This window comes from Streptomyces sp. NPDC051913 (assembly GCF_044593635.1).
Lineage (GTDB): Bacteria > Actinomycetota > Actinomycetes > Streptomycetales > Streptomycetaceae > Streptomyces.
This window is the reverse complement of sequence record NZ_JBIUCI010000011.1, coordinates 61,325-80,268: the sequence shown is the minus strand read 5'-3', so window position 1 is coordinate 80,268 and position 18,944 is coordinate 61,325. Positions and strand designations below refer to the sequence as shown.

At 70.2% G+C, this 18,944-nt stretch carries 17 protein-coding genes; 4 read left to right on the top strand and 13 right to left on the bottom strand.

Annotation, left to right across the window (positions count from 1 at the left end; all coding sequences use genetic code 11):
- Positions 1-63 precede the first annotated feature (63 nt).
- The 6 genes from ACIHIX_RS30100 to ACIHIX_RS30075 form a co-directional block, all read right to left on the bottom strand.
- Positions 64-345, bottom strand: a complete 282-nt coding sequence (locus tag ACIHIX_RS30100; RefSeq protein WP_007382399.1) for an HU family DNA-binding protein — start codon at positions 343-345, stop codon at positions 64-66.
- Positions 346-683: 338 nt separating this feature from the next.
- Positions 684-2,099, bottom strand: coding sequence for an NAD-dependent malic enzyme (locus ACIHIX_RS30095; protein ID WP_399961584.1), 1,416 nt, complete (start codon positions 2,097-2,099; stop codon positions 684-686).
- A gap of 304 nt (positions 2,100-2,403) precedes the next feature.
- Entirely contained in the window at positions 2,404-4,872 is a 2,469-nt protein-coding gene (locus ACIHIX_RS30090; RefSeq protein ID WP_399961582.1) for a HelD family protein, read from the bottom strand.
- An 83-nt stretch (positions 4,873-4,955) separates the two neighbouring features.
- Positions 4,956-5,783 carry an anti-sigma factor family protein gene (locus ACIHIX_RS30085; protein WP_399961581.1) on the bottom strand — a complete coding sequence of 276 codons (828 nt, stop codon included), beginning with the start codon at positions 5,781-5,783 and terminating at the stop codon, positions 4,956-4,958.
- Complete coding sequence (locus ACIHIX_RS30080; RefSeq protein ID WP_010039908.1) at positions 5,783-6,304, bottom strand: sigma-70 family RNA polymerase sigma factor; 522 nt, start codon at positions 6,302-6,304, stop codon at positions 5,783-5,785. The genes ACIHIX_RS30085 and ACIHIX_RS30080 overlap by 1 nt, the downstream gene beginning before the upstream one ends.
- A gap of 318 nt (positions 6,305-6,622) precedes the next feature.
- Positions 6,623-7,204, bottom strand: coding sequence for a CGNR zinc finger domain-containing protein (locus ACIHIX_RS30075; RefSeq protein WP_399961579.1), 582 nt, complete (start codon positions 7,202-7,204; stop codon positions 6,623-6,625).
- A 180-nt stretch (positions 7,205-7,384) separates the two neighbouring features.
- Between ACIHIX_RS30075 and ACIHIX_RS30070 the strand changes: the two genes are divergently transcribed.
- Complete coding sequence (locus ACIHIX_RS30070) at positions 7,385-7,909, top strand: DUF1772 domain-containing protein (RefSeq protein WP_399961577.1); 525 nt, start codon at positions 7,385-7,387, stop codon at positions 7,907-7,909.
- Here ACIHIX_RS30070 and ACIHIX_RS30065 read toward each other — a convergent pair.
- The 3 genes from ACIHIX_RS30065 to ACIHIX_RS30055 form a co-directional block, all read right to left on the bottom strand.
- Complete coding sequence (locus tag ACIHIX_RS30065) at positions 7,858-9,012, bottom strand: uroporphyrinogen-III synthase (protein WP_399961575.1); 1,155 nt, start codon at positions 9,010-9,012, stop codon at positions 7,858-7,860. The two genes, ACIHIX_RS30070 and ACIHIX_RS30065, sit on opposite strands and share 52 nt — an antisense overlap.
- Positions 9,013-9,133: 121 nt before the next feature.
- Positions 9,134-10,516 (bottom strand): nitrate/nitrite transporter, encoded by a 1,383-nt coding sequence (locus ACIHIX_RS30060; protein ID WP_399961573.1) that lies wholly within the window; start codon positions 10,514-10,516, stop codon positions 9,134-9,136.
- A gap of 203 nt (positions 10,517-10,719) precedes the next feature.
- Positions 10,720-11,616 carry a hypothetical protein gene (locus ACIHIX_RS30055; RefSeq protein WP_399961571.1) on the bottom strand — a complete coding sequence of 299 codons (897 nt, stop codon included), beginning with the start codon at positions 11,614-11,616 and terminating at the stop codon, positions 10,720-10,722.
- A 165-nt stretch (positions 11,617-11,781) separates the two neighbouring features.
- Here ACIHIX_RS30055 and ACIHIX_RS30050 point away from each other — a divergent pair, with 165 nt between their 5' ends.
- A complete protein-coding gene (locus ACIHIX_RS30050; protein ID WP_399961569.1) occupies positions 11,782-12,444 on the top strand; it encodes a hypothetical protein in 663 nt (220 codons plus the stop codon).
- Between the two features lie 50 nt (positions 12,445-12,494).
- A complete protein-coding gene (locus ACIHIX_RS30045) occupies positions 12,495-13,022 on the top strand; it encodes a hypothetical protein (protein WP_399961567.1) in 528 nt (175 codons plus the stop codon).
- Here the strand turns inward: ACIHIX_RS30045 and ACIHIX_RS30040 are convergent.
- The 4 genes from ACIHIX_RS30040 to ACIHIX_RS30025 are packed head-to-tail and all read right to left on the bottom strand — an operon-like array spanning position 13,005 to position 15,934.
- Positions 13,005-13,595, bottom strand: coding sequence for a hypothetical protein (locus ACIHIX_RS30040; protein WP_399961566.1), 591 nt, complete (start codon positions 13,593-13,595; stop codon positions 13,005-13,007). The two genes, ACIHIX_RS30045 and ACIHIX_RS30040, sit on opposite strands and share 18 nt — an antisense overlap.
- A 5-nt stretch (positions 13,596-13,600) precedes the next feature.
- Positions 13,601-14,992: a hypothetical protein gene (locus ACIHIX_RS30035; RefSeq protein ID WP_399961564.1), complete on the bottom strand. Its 1,392-nt coding sequence runs from the start codon at positions 14,990-14,992 to the stop codon at positions 13,601-13,603.
- Positions 14,993-15,011: 19 nt separating this feature from the next.
- The gene (locus ACIHIX_RS30030; RefSeq protein WP_399961562.1) at positions 15,012-15,314 is read right to left on the bottom strand and encodes a hypothetical protein; all 303 of its coding nucleotides are present in this window, start codon (positions 15,312-15,314) and stop codon (positions 15,012-15,014) included.
- Complete coding sequence (locus ACIHIX_RS30025) at positions 15,299-15,934, bottom strand: hypothetical protein (RefSeq protein ID WP_399961560.1); 636 nt, start codon at positions 15,932-15,934, stop codon at positions 15,299-15,301. The genes ACIHIX_RS30030 and ACIHIX_RS30025 overlap by 16 nt, the downstream gene beginning before the upstream one ends.
- A 500-nt stretch (positions 15,935-16,434) precedes the next feature.
- On the opposite strand from ACIHIX_RS30025, the gene ACIHIX_RS30020 reads away from it, so the two are divergent.
- Positions 16,435-18,831 carry a proprotein convertase P-domain-containing protein gene (locus ACIHIX_RS30020; protein WP_399961559.1) on the top strand — a complete coding sequence of 799 codons (2,397 nt, stop codon included), beginning with the start codon at positions 16,435-16,437 and terminating at the stop codon, positions 18,829-18,831.
- Positions 18,832-18,944: the final 113 nt, after the last annotated feature.

Below are 18,944 nucleotides of genomic sequence, written 5' to 3'. Positions count from 1 at the left end.
CGACCAGCCACAGCGGCCCCGCAGTCGCCCGCGGCGCCACGCCATGACGGCGAGCAGGCGCCCTTACTTACCCTTGGCGGCTTCCTTGAGCTTGCTGCCAGCGGAGACCTTCACGCTGTAGCCGGCCGGGATCTGGATCGGGTCGCCGGTCTGCGGGTTGCGCGCGGTGCGAGCGGCACGGTGGGTGCGCTCGAAGGTCAGGAAGCCGGGGATGGTGACCTTCTCGTCGCCCTTGGCGACGATCTCGCCGACGGTCTCGGCGAAAGCGGCCAGAACGGCGTCGGCGTCCTTGCGGGTCACCTCGGCGCGGTCGGCCAGCGCGGCCACCAGCTCACTGCGGTTCATGTTCTTACTCCCGTGTTCTTCTTGCCGTTGAGGCGTGCCACGCGGCGGAGCCGCATGTTGGGCGCTGTCGTTTGCCGATGCGCTCGCGCCCAGGGACGCATCCTGCCCCTACCTGCGGCGGGAAAGCCAATCCGGCACCCGTAGGAGTCGTGAGAACACCCTAGGGAGTCACACGAAAGGCCTGCGCGTGCCCGCCAACCTAACGGGCGGCCCTCGGCCTGCGGTTCCGCGACGCGCCGATGCAGGGGCCGTGGTGGTGATGCTCACAAGCCCGCATGACCACCCACAGCCCTTGCACAGTACGACACGGCTACGACAACGGGACGAGGCGCCCGGTGCTACGCCGTGGCGCCCGCGGCCTTCGCCGCCTCGCGCACCGCACCGGCGACCGCGCCCGCGACCTTGTCGTTGAAGACGGACGGGATGATGTAGTTCGGGTTCAGCTCGTCGGCGCTCACCACGTCCGCCAGCGCGGTCGCGGCGGCCAGCATCATCTCGGTGTTGACCGTGCGGGACTGGGCGTCGAGAAGACCGCGGAAGACACCCGGGAACACCAGCACGTTGTTGATCTGGTTCGGGAAGTCGGAGCGGCCGGTGGCCACAACCGCCGCCGTCTGGCGGGCGATTGCCGGGTCCACCTCGGGGTCCGGGTTCGCGAGCGCGAACACGATCGCGCCCTCGGCCATCGCGGCCACGTCGGCGCCGTCGAGCACGTTCGGCGCGGAGACGCCGATGAAGACGTCGGCGCCGCGCACCGCTTCCTTCAGCGTGCCGGTCAGGCCCTCGGGGTTGGTGTTGTCGGCGATCCAGCGCAGCGGCGAGTCCGCGGCGGCGTCGACGAGGTCCTCGCGGCCGGCGTGCACCACGCCGTGGATGTCGGCGACGACGGCGTTCTTGACGCCCGCGGCGAGCAGCAGCTTGAGGATGGCCGTACCGGCCGCGCCGGCGCCGGACATGACGACGCGGATGTTCTCAATTGCCTTGCCGGTGACGCGAAGTGCGTTCTTCAGGGCGGCGAGGACGACGATCGCGGTGCCGTGCTGGTCGTCGTGGAAGACGGGGATGTCGAGGGCCTCGCGCAGCCGGGCCTCGATCTCGAAGCAGCGGGGTGCGGAGATGTCCTCCAGGTTGATGCCGGCGAACCCGGGGGCGATCGCCTTGACGATCTCGACGATCGCGTCGGTGTCCTGGGTGTCCAGGCAGATCGGCCAGGCGTCGATGCCGGCGAACCGCTTGAAGAGGGCCGCCTTGCCCTCCATGACCGGGAGCGCGGCCTTCGGGCCGATGTTGCCGAGGCCCAGTACGGCCGAGCCGTCCGTCACGACCGCAACGGAGTTGCGCTTGATCGTCAGCCGGCGGGCGTCCTCGGGGTTCTCGGCGATCGCCATGCAGACCCGGGCCACGCCGGGGGTGTAGATCATCGAGAGGTCGTCGCGGTTGCGGATGGGGTGCTTGGACGCCATCTCGATCTTGCCGCCGAGGTGCATCAGGAACGTACGGTCGGAGACCTTGCCGAGCGTGACGCCCTCGATGCCGCGCAGCTGCTCGACGATCTCGTCGGCGTGTGCCGTGGAGGTGGCCGCGATGGTGACGTCGATCCGGAGCTTCTCGTGGCCGGAGGCGGTCACGTCGAGGCCGGTCACCGAGCCTCCGTGGGACTCGACGGCCCCGGTGAGCTGGGAGACCGCGGTTCCGCTCGCGGGCACCTCCAGCCGGACCGTCATCGAGTAGGAGACGCTGGGCGCCGTTGCCATGGCCGACTTCCTCTGCTTTCACCTGTGACGCTGTGTCGCTGTCCTGCCGTTTGCCGTCCGATCGTCGCACCTACTGATGAGTAGGCGTTAGCCGCGTTGGATTGCGAACGTTTTGTTCACAGCGAAAGAGGCCCACGTCCTGGGACGTGGGCCTCTCGCGAGTCAGTGACACCGACCCGCCATGCTCGCCTCGCGGCAAGTGGTCCCTCTAAGGGACGAAGGTTGGGCCCGGGGGCTTGGATCGAGCCGGTGTCACACCCAGGCTAACAAACGGATCCCGTAAGGCCATTCCCATCCCGAGAGTTCAATCTCTCAGCAGATCGGGCACCCCGTTCGGGTTTGGCTGGTCCCGCTCCCCCGACACGATCGTCAGCTGCTGGGTGGCCCGGGTCAGGGCGACGTACAGCACCCGCAGGCCCGCCGGGGACTCGTCCGCGATCTCGGCCGGGGAGACGACGATCGTGGCGTCGTACTCCAGACCCTTGGCCTCCAGGCTGCCGAGCGCCACCACCCGGTCGCCGAGGCCGGTGAGCCAGCGGGCGGCCTCCTCGCGGCGCTGCATGGCGACGACGACGCCGACCGTGCCGTCGACGAGGTCGAGCAGGCGGGCGGCCTCCGCGCGGACCGTCTCACCCAGAGCCTGCTGCACGACCGTGAAGCGGGGCTCCACGCCGGTGGAGCGGACGGCCCGCGGGGACGTGGAGCCGGGCATGGCGAGGGCCAGCACCTTGGCGGCGAGGTCGGCGATCTCCGAGGGGTTGCGGTAGTTCACGGTGAGCTCGAAGCGGCGGCGCGGGCGGGTGCCGAGGGCCTCGTCGCGGGCCTCGGCCGCCTCGTCGGGGTCGGACCAGGAGGACTGGGCCGGGTCGCCGACGACCGTCCAGGTGGCGTGCCGGCCGCGGCGGCCGACCATGCGCCACTGCATCGGGGTGAGGTCCTGGGCCTCGTCGACGATGACATGGGCGTACTCGGTGCGCTCCTGGGCGAGCCGCTCGGCGCGCTCACGCTGGGTCTCCTCGCGGACCGGCATCAGCTCCTCCAGGCCGCTGAGCTGGTCGAGCGGGTCCAGCTCGCGCTTCTTCCGGGGGCGGGCCGGGGTGCCGAGGATGGCCTGGAGCTCGTCGAGCATGGCGATGTCGTGCACGGAGTGGCCGTCCCGTCTCAGGGAGCGGGCGACCCTGCGGACCTCGCCGGGGTTGAGGACACGGCGGGCCCAGCGGCCGAGGCGGCGCTCGTCCGCCATGGCGTCCAGGACGCCCTTCGGGGTGAGCTCGGGCCACCAGGCGCCCAGGAAGTCGATGAAGCTGTCCTCGGAGCTGACGTCCTCGTCGAAGGAGGAGCGCAGCTCGGCGGCGAGCTCGGGGTCGGTGTGCCGGCCGGCCGCACCGGACTGCGCCCACAGCGCGTCCAGGAGGAGCTTGCGGGCGCGCGGGCGCAGCAGGTTCACGGGCGCGGTGCCGCCGAGGGCGTTGTGGCGGATGCGGTCCAGCTCCGCGGACTCCAGCTCCAGGCGGCGGCCGAAGGCGACGACGCGCAGGCGGGTGGGGGGCCCGGCGGGCAGCGGTACGTCGGAGTCGTCGTCGCCGAAGGCGAGCTGACCGGTGTCGTCGCCCAGGGCGAGCTGGTCGGCCGTGCCGCCCGCCTCGCCGCGACCGCGCCGCCTGGCGGAATCGCCGGGACCACGCCGACCGGCCGGGGCACCCGAGCGGGCTCCGCCGCCGGAGTTCCCTTCCAGCGCCCCCCGCGCCGCCTTCCGCAGCACCTTCAGCATCCGGTACGACCCCTTGGCCCGGGCCGTCGCCGGCGAGTCGTACAGCGTGGCCTCGGCGCCGTCGACGAGGGAGCCGATGGCGCGGATGGCGACCTGGCCCTCCTCGCCCAGCGACGGGAGGACGCCCTCGGTGTAGGCGACCAGCAGGGGCGTCGGCGAGACGATCAGGATGCCGCCCGAGTAGCGGCGCCGGTCCTGGTAGAGGAGGTAGGCGGCGCGGTGCAGGGCGACGGCGGTCTTTCCGGTGCCCGGGCCGCCCTCGACGTAGGTCACGGAGGCGGCGGGGGCGCGGATGACCAGGTCCTGCTCGGCCTGGATGGAGGCGACGATGTCCCGCATGGTGTGGCTGCGGGCCTGGCCGAGGGCGGCCATCAGGGCGCCGTCGCCGATGACGGGCAGCTCATGGCCGTCGAGGAAGGCCTTCAGCTCGGGGCGCATCAGGTCGTCCTCGACACCGAGGACGCGGCGCCCCTTGGAGCGGATGACCCGGCGGCGCACGACCCGGCCCGGGTCGACCGGGGTCGACCGGTAGAAGGGCGCCGCGGCCGGGGCCCGCCAGTCGATGACGAGCGGCGCGTAGTCGGAGTCGAGGACCCCGATACGCCCGATGTGGAGCGTCTCGGCGATGTCGGCGGTGTCGTCCGCCCGCACGGCGCCTTCGGCGGGCTCCACGGCCGTGTAGGCGCCGTCGGGGCCCTTCTTGCCGTCCTTGCCGAGGAGCAGGTCGATACGGCCGAAGAGGAAGTCCTCGAACTCGTTGTTGAGGCGGTTGAGGTGGACGCCGGCCCGGAAGACCTGGGCGTCCCGCTCGGCGAGCGCGCCGGGCGTACCGACCTGGCCGCGCTTGGCCGCGTCGTCCATGAGGAACTCCGCCTCGTGGATCTTCTCCTCGAGACGCCGGTAGACCCGGTCGAGATGGTCCTGTTCGACGCTGATCTCCCGGTCACGAACGGAATCGTGATCCGGACCGACCGCGGTTTCCTGCTGAGCCTGAGCGGCCACCGGGCCCCCTTCTGACGTGCTGGGCAGCCGTCAACCTTAAGTGAAGGGGGCCGGTGGAAGCTACGCGTCGGCCGTCACGCGTTCTACGCGTCGACCTCTACGAGCTTCTTGCCGTCGAAGGTCATGACCTCGAAGTGGTCGATCTGGTTCGGGTCGAAGGCCGCGCCGCCGTGGACGTAGAGGGGCTGCTTGGCCTCTTCGGTCTTGGCGTTCGCGATGCCGTAGCCCCAGTTCGGGACGGACCAGGAGGTGACCGTCTCGCGCTCGCCGTTCTTGCCGACGGCGATCAGGGAGCACTTCTGGGGGCCTGTCACGTTCTTCAGCTGGAGGACCGCGTGGGTGCCCCAGGCCTTCTTCTCCACCGCGACGGTCGCGGTGACGTCGGTGCTGGGGTCGGTCGCGGTGACCTTGTCCTTGATGACGTCGAAGGCTTCCTTGGCGGGGCTGCTGGCGGTGGTGTGCGCGGAAACGTTCCCACCCGAGTTGTCGCCCGTTGCTCCCACCGCGACCAGCGGGCCGCCGATGATCAGCGCGGCCGCCGCGGCCACGAGGTAGAAGCCGCGCCGGCGCTTCTGGGCGCGGCGGTCGGCGACCTCGTCGACCAGCTTGTTCACCAGCCGCGGGCTGGGCTTGGCGGACAGCGACTCGCCGATCGCGGGCGTCCCGGTCCCGGGCAGGTCCGCGAGCGCGGCCAGCATCGGTTCCATCCCGGCGAGTTCGTCGAGCTGCTGGGCGCACCATTCGCACCCGGCGAGATGCACCTCGAAAGCGGTTGCCTCGGCGTCGTCGAGGATCCCGAGGGCGTAGGCGCCGACGGTCTCGTGCTCGCTCGGCACCGGAGATCCCTGCATAGCCCCAGACATACCCGAACCACCTGTGCCGAATCCCTGGTTTCCCCCGTAAACACTCATCACGCCGTCACCCCCCGCTCCTCCAGTGCCAGCTTCATCGACCGCAGGGCATAGAAGACCCGCGAGCGGACGGTGCCGCTGGGTATACCGAGCGTCTCGGCCGCCTCATTGACGGTACGCCCCTTGAAGTACGTCTCGACGAGCACCTCCCGGTGCGCGGGAGTCAGGTCGTCGAGCGCGTCCGACAGCGTCATCAACCACAGCGCCTTGTCGATCTCGTCCTCCGCGGGGATGACCTCCAGCGGCGACGGATCGACCTCCTGCGGCCGGGCCTGCCGGCTTCGGTGGCCGTCGATGACGATGCGCCGGGCAACCGTCACCAGCCAGGGGCGTACAGATCCGGTCGCTCGATTGAGCTGACCGGCGTTCTTCCAGGCACGGATCAGCGTCTCCTGCACAACGTCCTCGGCTCTTTGCCGGTCTCCGGCGACCAGCCTCAGCACATAGGCGAGCAGGGGTCCCGCGTGCTCTCTGTACAGAGCACGCATGAGCTCCTCATCAGGTTCCGAGGGCTGGGACATGCGATGTCGGGCCCTCGATCCACGTTCATTGGCCACGACGGAATCCTTGCGCACGCCCACCTCCGATGTCCGGGGGTTCCCCCGACCGGTCGCTCAACACGGGGTACGGACGCGGGCTGTTGTGTGTTCAAAGTGACGTGACAGTTTTCTTCCGAGTGACGTGACGAGGGGGACATGAACGCACATTCCCACCGTGCGATCTTTACATTTCCACCACATCGGCAAGATCAGCTCGGCTGCCCGTGACGCGGCGGGAGTAAACGGCGTGTAATCGAAATCACTTCGATTCCCGTTCCACAGAAGCCGCATAACGGACCCTCAGGCGCGGGCGAGGGCCGCGCGCCGGCGGTGCCGGGCGACTCTTTCGCGGTTTCCGCAGACCTCACTGGAGCACCAACGCCTCCTGCGCCCCCGTGAGGTGTCGAGGTACACGATCGGGCAGTTGTCGCCGGCGCACTGCCGCAGCCCCGCCCGCGCGAGCGGATCGGTGAGCAGTTCGACGGCGTCCCGGGCGATCGCGCCGAGCAGGGCGGCCAGTTCGGGCGGACCGGTCAACTGCCGTACGAGAGTGCCGTCCTCGGCCGACACGGCGCGAGGGGCCGGGGGCGCGGCACGGGCGAGCTCGTTGACGCGGGCGAGCGCGATGTCCGCACCGGTGGACCCCGTGCGCACCAACTGACCCAGCCGTCCCCTCAGTTCACGGAAGGCCACCAGCCAGGAGACGCCGGCGTGGGACAGCGGGGTGTCCGCCGGGACCAGCCCGGAGCCGACGATCCAGGCGCACAGCACCTCGACCGAGTCGAGCCGTTCGACGGGATGGGTGGTCGCGAGGAGATCGAGACAGATCCGCCCGGCGTCGAACCGCAGCTCGTACGGGGCCGCGGCCGTATCAAGTGCCATGTGCCTGTCACCACCTAGGGGGTGCCGTGAGAAAACGGTTCCCTCTCACAGTGCCCTCCCGCCCGCGCCGCCGGAAGTCCCCGTACCGGCGGGGCGTACCGGCGGGGCGTGGACGCAGGCGTATGGGGCTGGGCGTCTCGGCCATGTCGGCGTGGATCCCCGGCCCGTTGACTGGAGGGCATGACGAAGCAGAGCGGGACGACAGGCGCGGTACTGGGTGCGGCCACGGTCGCCATGGGGCTGATCGCGGGGACCTTCTACGTGTTCGCGTGCGCGGTGATGCCGGGCCTGGCGCGCAGCGACGACCGGGTCTACGTCGAGGTCATGCGGAACATCAACGACGTCATCCAGAACCCGGTGTTCATGCTGAGCTTCCTCGGGGCGCTGCTGCTGACCGGGGTGGCGGCGTGGCAGGGCCGGGGGCAGTCGCACCGCCGGTGGGTGTGGGCGGCCCTCGCCGCGTACGCCCTCGCCTTCCTGGTGACGGTCGCCTTCAACATCCCGTTGAACAACGGTCTGGACACCGCCGCCGATCCGGCCGGCGCCCGCGAGGACTTCGAGGACGCGTGGGTGTCCTGGAACGTCGTACGGGCGGTGCTGTCGACGGCGGCGCTGGGCTGTCTGGCGAGGGCGCTGCTGGTGCGGAGGCGGTCCTACACGTCCGAGTACTTGGCGTCGGCGGCGGGGTCCAGGGCCAGTCGGTAACCCCGTTTCACCACCGTCTGGATCAGCTTCGGGGCGCCGAGCGAGGTGCGCAGGCGGGCCATGGCCGTCTCCACCGCGTGCTCGTCACGGCCCGCGCCGGGCAGCGCCCGCAGCAGCTCCGCACGGGCGACCACCCAGCCCGGCCGCCGGGACAGCGCACGCAGCAGCGACATCCCGGCCGGCGGTACGGGACGCAGGGCGCCGTCGACGAGGACCGCGTGCCCGCGGATCTCGACCCGGTGGCCGGCGATGGGCAGGGTGCGGGCCCGGGCCGGGAGTTCCTGGCACAGGAGCTGGACGAGGGGGCCGAGGCGGAAGCGCTCGGGCTGGACGGTGTCGACGCCACGGGCCTGGAGCGGGAGCGCCGTGACCGGGCCCACGCAGGCCGGGAGGACGTCGTGGTTGAGGGCGGCGAGCAGCTCGGGGAGCAGTCCCCGCTCCTCGGCCCGGGTCAGCAGGGACGCGGCGGCGGGAGCGCTGGTGAAGGTGAGGGCGTCCAGGCCCCGGGAGACGGTGGCGTCCAGGAGACGGTCCACCGGTCCGATGTCCTCCGGCGGCATCCACCGGTAGACCGGCACCCCGAGCACCTCCGCTCCCCCGGCCCTGAGCGCCTCCACGAACCCGGGCAGCGGCTCACCGTGCAGTTGGATGGCGATACGGCGGCCCTCCACGCCCTCCTCCAGGAGCCGGTCGAGCACCTCGGCCATGGACTCCGACGACGGCGACCAGTCCTCGGTCAGCCCGGCGGCCCGGATCGCGCCCTTCACCTTGGGTCCGCGCGCCAGCAGCTCGATGCCGCGCAGCCGCTGGAGCAGGTCCTCGCCCAGACCCCAGCCGTCGGCGGCCTCGATCCAGCCCCGGAAACCGATCGCGGTCGTGGCGACCACGACGTCCGGTACCTCGTCGATGACCTGTTTGGTCGCGGCGAGCAGCTCGCTGTCGTCGGCGAGCTGCACGATCCGCAGGGCCGGTGCGTGCAGGACGGCGGCTCCCCGTCGCTGCAGCAGCGCGCCCAGCTCGTCGGCCCGGCGCGCGGCTGTCACCCCTACGGTGAAGCCGGCCAGGGGGCCGTGTTGGTCTGGTCGCTGCTCTTCGTCGTACATAACTCTCGTCCCGCACTCGAGTCGTTTGCACCTACACCGGCTGTGATGGCACCTGCATGCCGACCGAGCCTGTCAACGGTGCGTGACAGGCTCGGTTCGGCTTCATTGCGCCGGTGTTACGTCACACCTCGGCGTAGCTGAGCTGGGGCTTCGTCTCGGCGGCTGCCGTCGCCTCGGCCTTGGCGGCCGTACGGCGAAGGTATACGGCCCAGGTCACCGCGAAGCAGAGAGCGTAGTAGACGAGGAAGGTGACGAAGGCGCCGGTGCCGGAGCCGTTCGACAGGAACGACTGGCGGAAGGCCAGGTTGATGCCCACCCCGCCGAGCGCGCCGACCGCTCCGATGAGGCCCATGGAGGCGCCGGAGAGCCGGCGGCCGTGGGCGGCGGCCTCGTCGCCCTGGAGCCCCTTGGCGAGGGCCTTGGCGTGGAAGATGCCGGGGATCATCTTGAACGTCGAGCCGTTGCCGAGCCCGCTGAGGACGAACAGCACCACGAAGACGGAGACGAACAGTCCCAGCGACTTCTCCTGGCTGGCGAAGATCAGCACACCGGTGGCGGCGGCCATGCCGACGTAGTTGTAGAGGGTGATCTTCGCGCCGCCGTACTTGTCGGCGAGCCAGCCGCCGAGCGGGCGGATCAGCGAGCCGAGCAGCGGGCCGATGAAGGTGAGGTACGCGGCCTGCAGCGGCGTCCGGCCGAACTGGACCTGAAGGACCTGGCCGAAGGCGAAGGCGTACCCGATGAACGACCCGAACGTCCCGATGTAGAGGAAGGACATGATCCAGGTGTGGCCGTCCTTCGCCGAGTCGATGGCGGCACCGGTGTCGTTCTTCACCGTCGCGAGGTTGTCCATGTAGAGCGCGGCGAGGGTGGCGGCGAGGAGGATCAGCGGGATGTAGATGCCGAGCAGCACGCGCGGCCCGCCGCTGGCGCCGATGACGGCGAGGGCGATCAGCTGGATGACGGGTACGCCGATGTTGCCGCCGCCCGCGTTCAGTCCGAGCGCCCACCCCTTCTTACGGAGCGGGAAGAAGGCGTTGATGTTGGTCATGGAGGAGGCGAAGTTGCCGCCGCCGATGCCGGCCAGCAGACCGACGAGCAGGAAGGTGGAGAAGGAGGTCCCCGGCTTCATCACGGTGAACGCCGCGATGGTGGGGACGAGCAGCAGCCCGGCGGAGACGATGGTCCAGTTCCGGCCGCCGAAGAGGGCCACGGCGAAGGTGTACGGGACGCGGACGACGGCGCCGACGAGCGTGACCATCGAGGTCAGCAGGAACTTGTCGGCCGGGGTCAGGCCGTACTCCGGGCCCATGAACAGCACCAGCACGGACCACATGGTCCAGATCGAGAACCCGATGTGCTCGGAGAGCACGGAGAAGAGGAGGTTACGGCGGGCGACCTTCTCGCCCTTCTCGTTCCAGAAGGTCTCGTCCTCCGGATCCCACTCCTGGATCCAGCGGCTGCCCCTGGTCGGGGGTGCGGGGGCGGTACTAGGGGCTGTCATTGCTGCCTCCACGGGCTCCGGGCTCAGTCCTGACGTGGTGTGCGTCTAGTGGCTGATCCCGAAGGTAGGGAGGGCGCGTTTCCTTGCTGTGGCACTGGGTGACCGGAAAGGAACTTTGCTCTCACCCGGCGCGGAGGCGGGGTGAGAGGTACTTGCGGCCGTTTGTTACGAACAGCTCCCAGTGGCGTGGGTCACCCCCTGGGTCACTGCTGCGGCGCCTGCCAGTTGGGGTTCTGCTGGGGGTAGGGCTGCTGCGGCGGGTACGGCTGCTGCTGGGGGTAGGGCTGCTGCGGGGCGTACGGGCCGGGGGCGGGCGAGGGCTGCGGGGGCTGGGGGTAGCCGTAGGGCTGGGGCTGGGGCTGGGCGTATCCGGGCTGGGGCGGGTACGGCTGCTGCCCGTAACCCGGCTGGGGCTGCTGCCCGTATCCCGGCTGAGGCTGCTGCCCGTATCCCGGCTGGGGCTGGTTGCCGTACGGGCCGGCGGCGAAGGGGTTCGCCTGGCCCGGCATCTGAGCGCCCGGCGGCAGATAGCGCACCCGTCCGTCCCCGTCGGTGACCGGCAGGAACCCGGCGGCCTGGAGCCGGCCGGCGAACTTGACGTTGCGCTTGCCGTTGACGACGAAGCCGATTCCGAGCGCCGCCAGGAGGACGACCCAGATGACGGCCGCGACGACGAAGTCGTCGGACTGGCCGCCGAAGCGGTACGCGAGGACCAGACACGCGACGCTGGCCACGGCGACGGCGTAACCCATGCGCTTCTTGGCCTGCCCGGTGAGGTCGAAGTTGATCCGGGCCTTGAGGAGTTCGAAGGCGTCCGGGATCAGGGGCGGCACGGAGACGCCGTCGCTCGCGTTCGGGTACTGCGCCCAGTTCTGCGCGGCGCGGGAGCGGGCCTGCGGGCTGGGGTCGGGGACGAGCAGCATGACGAGGGCGTTGTTCCGGCCGCCGCCCTGTCGCACGTCGGCGTACTCGTAGCCGAACTGCTGGGCGATGAAGGCGAGTCGGGCGAGCTTCTTCACGGAGGACATCGGGCTGGTGAGCTCGACGGCCTCTCCGCTAGCCATCAACCGCAGCATCTTCTGCACTTGCCGCTTGCTCATCGTCGTCCGCTCCCCGCCGTTCACTGCCGCAACCGGGGCAGTCTCGCACGCCGTACGCCACGGGGAAACCGCAGTCCCCCGCGGTTTACGGGTTCTTGGCGCGTGTGACACCAGCGGTAATCTGAGCCGCACGTGACCTGTGGGGGGACTGTGCGAGGAAGAGCGATGGCGGCGCTGGTGTGCCTGGTGGCGGCGGCCGGATGTTCGGGGGGCGGCGGCGGTACGGACGACCGCTCCGGTCAGGAGATCCTCGACGAGGCGAACAAGGCGATGGACGGGCTGACGTCCGTGACCGTCGAGGGAACGACCACCAACCCCGAGGGCAAGGGGTTCACCGCCCGCATCACGACCGACCTCCACAGCAAGTGCACCTCGAAGGTCACCTGGAGCTGGAACGACGCCGCCATCGAACAGATCCGGATCGGCGAGACGGATTACGTGCGCCCGAACCGCGCGTACATCGAGTGGTGGTCGGACAAGTCCATGGACGGGGACCAGGACCGCTGGATCAAGACCCCGGCGAGCGAGGCCGAACCGGGCGACGGCCTGGCCGACTGCCCCCGCGACTTCTCCTCCTTCGGCACGGCGAAGCGGGGCAGGCCGACCGAGGTCGGCGGCACCCCGGCGATCTCGGTGATCGTGACCGACAAGTCGGTGAAGACCGGGAAGTACACGTTCTACGTGGCCACTGAGGGCAAGCCGTATCTGCTGAAGGTCGTCTACAAGGGGTCGGACTTCCGCACGACCACCACCTACAGCGCCTTCGACGAGCCGCTGGACGTACGGGCGCCCGCGAAGGTACTGGACACCGATGCCTGGAGCCACTGAGCGCGCCCTGGCTATCCTCTAGCGGACCCCGCACAGGAATGGGAGAGTCCATGTCCGCCGAGTCGAGGGCCGAGGGGCCTCAGGCGTCGCAGCGCAACAAGCGCTCTGTGGCCGGGAACGTCGTCTTCGGGGTGGGGGTCGTCGTCGTGCTGGCGGCGATGGCGCTCGGCGTGTACGCGGCCGTGGCGCTGCTCGGGGACGCGGTGGACCGGGCGCCGTTGTCCGATGTCGTGCCCGAGGACGGGCGGATCGCCCTGGTCATCGGGGGGATCGCCGTCGGTGGCGTCACCGGGCTGATGGTGCCGGTGATCGTCTTCGGGATGGTCAAGCGGGGCGAGGCTCGGGTCGGGCTCGTGGGCGCCCTGCGGAAGATCCTCGCCGTGCTCGTGTTCGATGTGTATCTGCTTGTCGTCGCGCTGGTGGTGGCCCAGCTCGGGTGGGTGCTGCCGAAGCAGCTCGTCAATGTCCTCGGGGTCTTCGCCGTCGGCTTCAGCTGGATGCCGCTCGCCATGCTGCCGTGGGAGAGGCTTGGGCTCGGGGAGCCTTTGATCAAGCGGCGTTCACGTCAGGCGGAGTGACGCCGCCAGTTCGTCGGCCATCCCCGCCAGCGCCTCGCCCAGGCCCGGGGAGTTCCAGAGGAGACGGCACTCCAGTGCCGTACCGGTGAAGCGGGCGGGCAGGACGTAGTGGGCGACGCCCTCGATGATCTCGCCTGAGGAGGAGTCCGGGGCCGTGGGCTCCATGCGCTGGACGCGGAGCGCCGGGCCCAGCGGCAGGTCCACTTCCTCCAGCAGTTGGGTGCCGAAGAACGGGCCCTCCGCCTGTCCCACCTCCGCGCGGAGGGTCTCCACGGTCGACGTCGGCGGGACGCGCACCTCCCGGACCGTGCAGCTCGCCAGGACCGGAGTGTCCGGTGGGGCGAGGAGGGACGCGCACAGGGCGTTCTGGCGGCGGGCCGCACCCCAGTACCAGAGGACGTCCGTGGCGAAGGCGTCGTACAGCTCGCGTGATGAGCCCTCCGCCAGGTGCTGCTGAGCGATCTCGCGCGCCCAGGTCTCGGGGTCCTCGGTGCGCAGGTCCAGCACCAGCCAGTTGTGCGGGGCGGCGAGGTCCACGCGGCACTCGCTCCAGTCCGCCGTGCCGGTCGTCATCCGGGTCACCGTCCCGCCAGCGACGCGTCCGGGCCCGTCACGTCGATCTCGTCGTCGCCGCCGAACAGGCCGACGAAGCTGTTGGTGTCGGAGCCCGCGCCGGTGCCGGTGGCGCCCAGGGCCCAGGAGTTGTAGGAGAGGGCCTGCTTGAAGGCGTCCGGGGTGCCGATGAAGTTCAGGTCGGTCGGGTCGATGTTCTTCATGCGGCCGAGTTCGTCGACCATGCCGGGTCCGACGTACATGCTGGCGAGGCCCCGGGCGCCGGCCGTGTTGTAGGCGTTGCGGGCGGCGGTGAGGTTGTCGCCGACCTTGAAGAGGTCCCGCCAGTTGCCGCGGATGGTGCCGAGGTCGTCGGCGAAGGAGCGGGGCAGGCCCTTGAAGGCGGCGGCGAGGGAGACGTCGGGCAGGGCGCCCGCGCCGTTCGCCCCGGCGCGCGGGCCGACCATCGCCTCGACGAGACGGCGGCGGGCGGCGGAGTTCATGCCCCGGTTCCAGGCGCGGACGTAGTCGTCGGCGGCCTGCCAGACGCGGCTGCGGCCGACGGTCGCGGCGAGCTTGGACCCGGCCGAGAAGACCCGGCCGATACCGAAGGTGGCCAGGCCCAGGGCGTCCATGGCGACGTCGCCCCAGGACCCGTCGCCGTTGAGGGCGAGGAGGACGTGGCAGACCAGCGAGATCACCGTCATCACCAGCGCGATCGTGCCGAGCACGCCCGCCAGCGCCTGGCCGATGATCGGGATCCAGCCGACGAGCAGCGCGAGGATGCCGCAGACCGCGGCGATCGCGCCCGTGATGTCACTGATGATCTTCAGGGCGTCGCGCAGGTCGTCCAGCCACGAGTCGTTGAGGCCGTCGCCCTCGGTGGTGTCGTGGATCTTCTTGGCGGCCTTGTCGCCGGCCTCCTTGTGCCGCCGCTTGACGTCCGCGAGCCGGCCGCGCAGGCCGTCCAGACCGTCCTGGATGTCGGTGACCTTCTTGTCGAGCTTCTTCTGGTCGGCGTCCTCGGTGCCCTGCGGCGGGTTCTCGGCGCTCGACTTTGCCTTGGTCAGGTCACCGGCCTTGGTCTCCGCGTCGCGCAGCAGCGTGTCGGCGTCCTCCTGGATCGTCTCCAGGTCGGTGTAGTACGTCTTCAGCGCGGACGCGGCGTCGGCGTAGCGGTCGTGCGCCTTGCTCACCGTCCTCGCGGTGTCGTTCGCCTTGTCGGCGAAGGCGCGTCCGGCCTCGGAGTCCCAGCTCTCCTGGTTGCCGAGGCGGCGCAGCGCGGCCGCGGTCTCGGTGATGGTCCTGGCGGTGGCCTCGAAGCGGCGGGAGAGGGCGGTGAGGTCGGTGACGTCGCCGGGGACCGGGTCGCCGCTCTCCCCCAGCACCTCCCAGCGGTGGTCGGCGGGGCGGGTCATCTCTTCTTCCCCTCGCCGGTCACTTGTTCTTCCCCTTCCCTATGAGCGCGTTGTAGAGCGCGGTGTCGAGTTCCTTGTACGCCTTGCCGGACTCGTGGGCGACCTGGCCGAGGCCCTGGATCTCCTCGATCATCTTCTTGCGGTTGTCGTCCCAGCCGTCGGAGAAGTCCTGGAGCCGCTCGTGCAGTTGCTGATGGCCGACCGTGCGGAGGTCGTACTGGTCCATCAGCTTGTCGAGTCCCTCGAGTTCGGTGGCCACCGTGCGCAGTCCGGTGCCGGCCGTCTCCAGGTCGTCCGTGGAGACCCTCAGTCTCTCGCCCATGTCCCGTCATCCCCCGTGTCGTCCTGCCGCTGCCAGCGCAGCGTTCCGGCGATCGCGTCGAACAGTTCCACCATGGCGTCGGCGATCGGTTCCAGCGGTGTGCTGAAGGTGAGCATCAACACCTCGTCGCGGTCCGGGACCGGTACGAAGTACTCGACGACCGTGTCCTGGAACTCCGACCCCAGCTTCCGCGACTGCCGCGACCGCTCCCGCCGCACCAGCCGGGCCGCCCGCCCCACCGCCGGCAGCTTCGTCAGCCCCACCTCGCCGGAACCGGCGAGCGCGGCCACGGCGTCGAGCCCGTCGAACTTCTGGTGCAGGCGGGAGACGAGCAGCGAGGCGGACAGCGGGATGCCGCCGACCTCGAGGAAGGAGAGGTACAGCACGACGCCGCCCTGCTCGACTCCGGCCTCGGCGGTGTCGCGCAGGTGTTCCTCCGCCTTGCGGCGCAGTACGGGTTGGTCGTCGACGCCGGCGAACTGCCGTCTGATCAGCGCGGCGATGGACGCCTCACGGCGGTCCCGCGGCTGGAGCGGCATGCGGTACCAGTCCACGGGCGTGACCAGCCCGAACACCGGCGCGGCTCCGGCGGGCGGGGCGATGGCGGGTTCCTGGCTCAATTTCTTCGGTCTCTCGGTGGTGGTGCGCGGCAGCGCCACGGTAGCGGGGCCCTGGGAGCGGACACCAGAGCGAGTGGTGGGGTGGTGGGGATGTGCTGGGGCGGGCGGGAAAGTGGTGCAGGCCGGTTCCGTTTTGCGGGCGTGATCAACTTGCCTGCTTCGCTGTCCAGTTGAGGACCGTGGATGGACGGGCACGGATTTTGCCTGAGCAACCGTACGGCGGCGTCGGCTCCGGATATTGGGGTCTTGCGGTGGTGATCACCGCCCCCTAATGTCTGCGGTGATCAAGCGGATCCGTCTTTCTCCGCCGCCGTGGTCGGCCTTGCCGCCACCTTCCCCTACGGCCTCCCGACGGAACACGCCCAGTGCGTGACGTCCGCAGGCAGTTCTCTTTTCCTCGCTTTCTTCTCATCCGGCTTTTTCGCTGCTTTCCGCGCGCCGGAATTCCCTCTCTCCCACCCCCGCATGCTTCGTCATGCCCTGCCGACTTCGAGAGACCCATGAACAGACGGATCTGGGCTGCCGTCATCACGTCCGTGATGGCCGCCACCCTCAGCGCGATACCCGCCCACGCCACCGACACCACGTCGACCACCTCGACGGCCACCACGGCCGACGACCCGATCGACCCGCCCCTGTACGACCAGACCGCCGACGGCGACACCGTCCGCGTGAACGTCGTCACCGAGAGCCGCGCCGACCTCTCCAGCGCGGCGAGCGTCGGCGACACGCTTCAGTCCTTCGACACCCTGCCCATCGTCACCCTGCGCGTGAACAAGTCCGGGCTGGCCGAACTCGCCGCCCAGGACGGCGTCGTGAGCGTCACCGAGGACGGTCTCTCCGCGCCCTCGCTGGACGAGAGCATCCCGGTCATCGGCGCCGACACCGCCCACAAGGCCGGCAAGACCGGCGCGGGCAGTGACATCGCGATCATCGACACGGGTGTCGCCACCAACCACCCGTTCCTCAAGGACCGGATCGTCGCCGAGGCCTGCTTCTCGCCGATCGACGCCGCCTACGGCGCCACCAGCCTGTGCGGCAACGGCGCGGCCACCCAGGAGGGCACCGGCGCCGCCAACTCCGCGGCCGGCGCCTGCGCCACCCTCGACGGCTGCGACCACGGCACCCATGTGGCGGGTATCGCCGCCGGTGACGGCACCGGACTGACCGGCGCCCCGGCCACCGGTGTCGCGCCGGACGCCGGCATCGTCGCCATGCAGGTCTTCTCCAAGTTCGACTCGACCAAGTACTGCGGCGCCGCCAACCCGTGCATCCGCAGCTTCACCAGCGCCCAGATCGCCGCGCTGGAGAAGGTCTGGCAGCTTCAGCAGGCCGGCACCCCGATCATCGCCGCCAACCTGAGCCTGGGCTCGGCGAGTTACACCAGCGCCTGCGCCAAGGACGCCCGCGCGGCGGCCATCGACAAGCTCTACGCCGCCGGTGTCGCCACGGTCGTCGCGGCCGGCAACAACGGCAGCGCGACCGCCGTCACCGCCCCCGCCTGTGTGCCCAACGCCGTGTCCGTCGGCGCCACGACCGACGACGACGAGGTCGCCTCGTTCTCCAACCACGGCCCGCTGCTCGACGTCTTCGCCCCCGGCAACGGCATCGTCTCCTCGGTCCCCGGCGGCACCTACGACTCCATGAGCGGTACCTCCATGGCGGCCCCGCACGTCGCCGGCGCACTCGCCGTCCTGCGCCAGGCCTACCCGACCGAGGGACTCGCCAGCCTGGTCTCGCTGCTTGCCACCACCGGCAAGCCGATCACCGACGAGGCGGGCGTGACCGTCCCCCGGATCGACGTGGCCAAGGCGGTCGCCGCGGTCGAGCCGAAGCCCGAGGCGGACAAGAAGCCGCGCGCCTTCCAGGTCGACAACGACAAGGACATCGCCATCCCGGACGCGCCCACCGGCGGCACCGGCACCGCGGTGACCTCGCCGATCACCGTCGCCGAATACCCGGGCAACGCGCCGAAGAACCTCAAGGCGTACGTCAACATCACCCACGCCTTCCGCGGTGACGTGAAGCTGGAGCTCGTCGCGCCGAACGGCACGACCCACCTGCTGAAGGCCGCGAGCACCTCCGACGGCGCCGACGACATCGTCGCGACGTACACCGTGGACGCCTCGGCCTCCGTCGCGAACGGCGAGTGGAAGCTGCGGATGACCGACACCGACGACGGGGACGCCGGCACGCTGACCACCTGGTCGCTGATCTTCCCGACGCCGTTCGAGAACACCACCGCCCAGACCATTCCGGACTCCGGAACCCTCAGCTCCACCATCGCCGTCTCCGGGATCGACGGAAACGCCGCCGGCCCGCTCCAGGTCTACACGAACCTCACCCACACCAGGATCGGCGACCTGAAGGTCGCCCTGACCAGCCCGGACGGCAAGTCGTACATCCTCAAGCCGTACGGCTCCGAGGCGGGCGGCACCCTGGCCACCACCTACGGTGTGGACGCCACGGACGCGGTCGCCAACGGCACCTGGACCCTGAAGGTCACCGACTCCGCCACCGGTTCCACGGGCACCCTCACCGGCTGGTCGCTCGGCTTCCCGTCGTACGAGAACCAGACCGTGAAGGCCATCCCGGACAAGAACTACACGGAGATCTGGACCAAGACCGACGGTCTGTCGGGCGTCGGCTCCGCCAAGCTCAAGGTGTACGTGGACGTCGAGCACGAGTACCTGGGCGACCTCAAGATCGACCTGATCGCCCCGGACGGCTCCCTGCACCTGCTCAAGGACAACGGCGAGGAGCCCGGCGGCACCCTCAAGAAGGTCTACACGGTCGACGCCACGGATCTGCCGGTCAACGGCTGGTGGAAGCTCCGCGTCGACGACGTGGCCACGGGTGACACCGGCACGGTCAGCAACTTCGTCGTGAGGTTCTGACCCCGGACCGGATCATCGACTCCGCGCCCCCGCACCGGTTCCGGTGCGGGGGCGCGGTCGGTTGCGCGGCTTATCGTTTCTCGATAACATCGAAACTCGATACATCGAAAAAC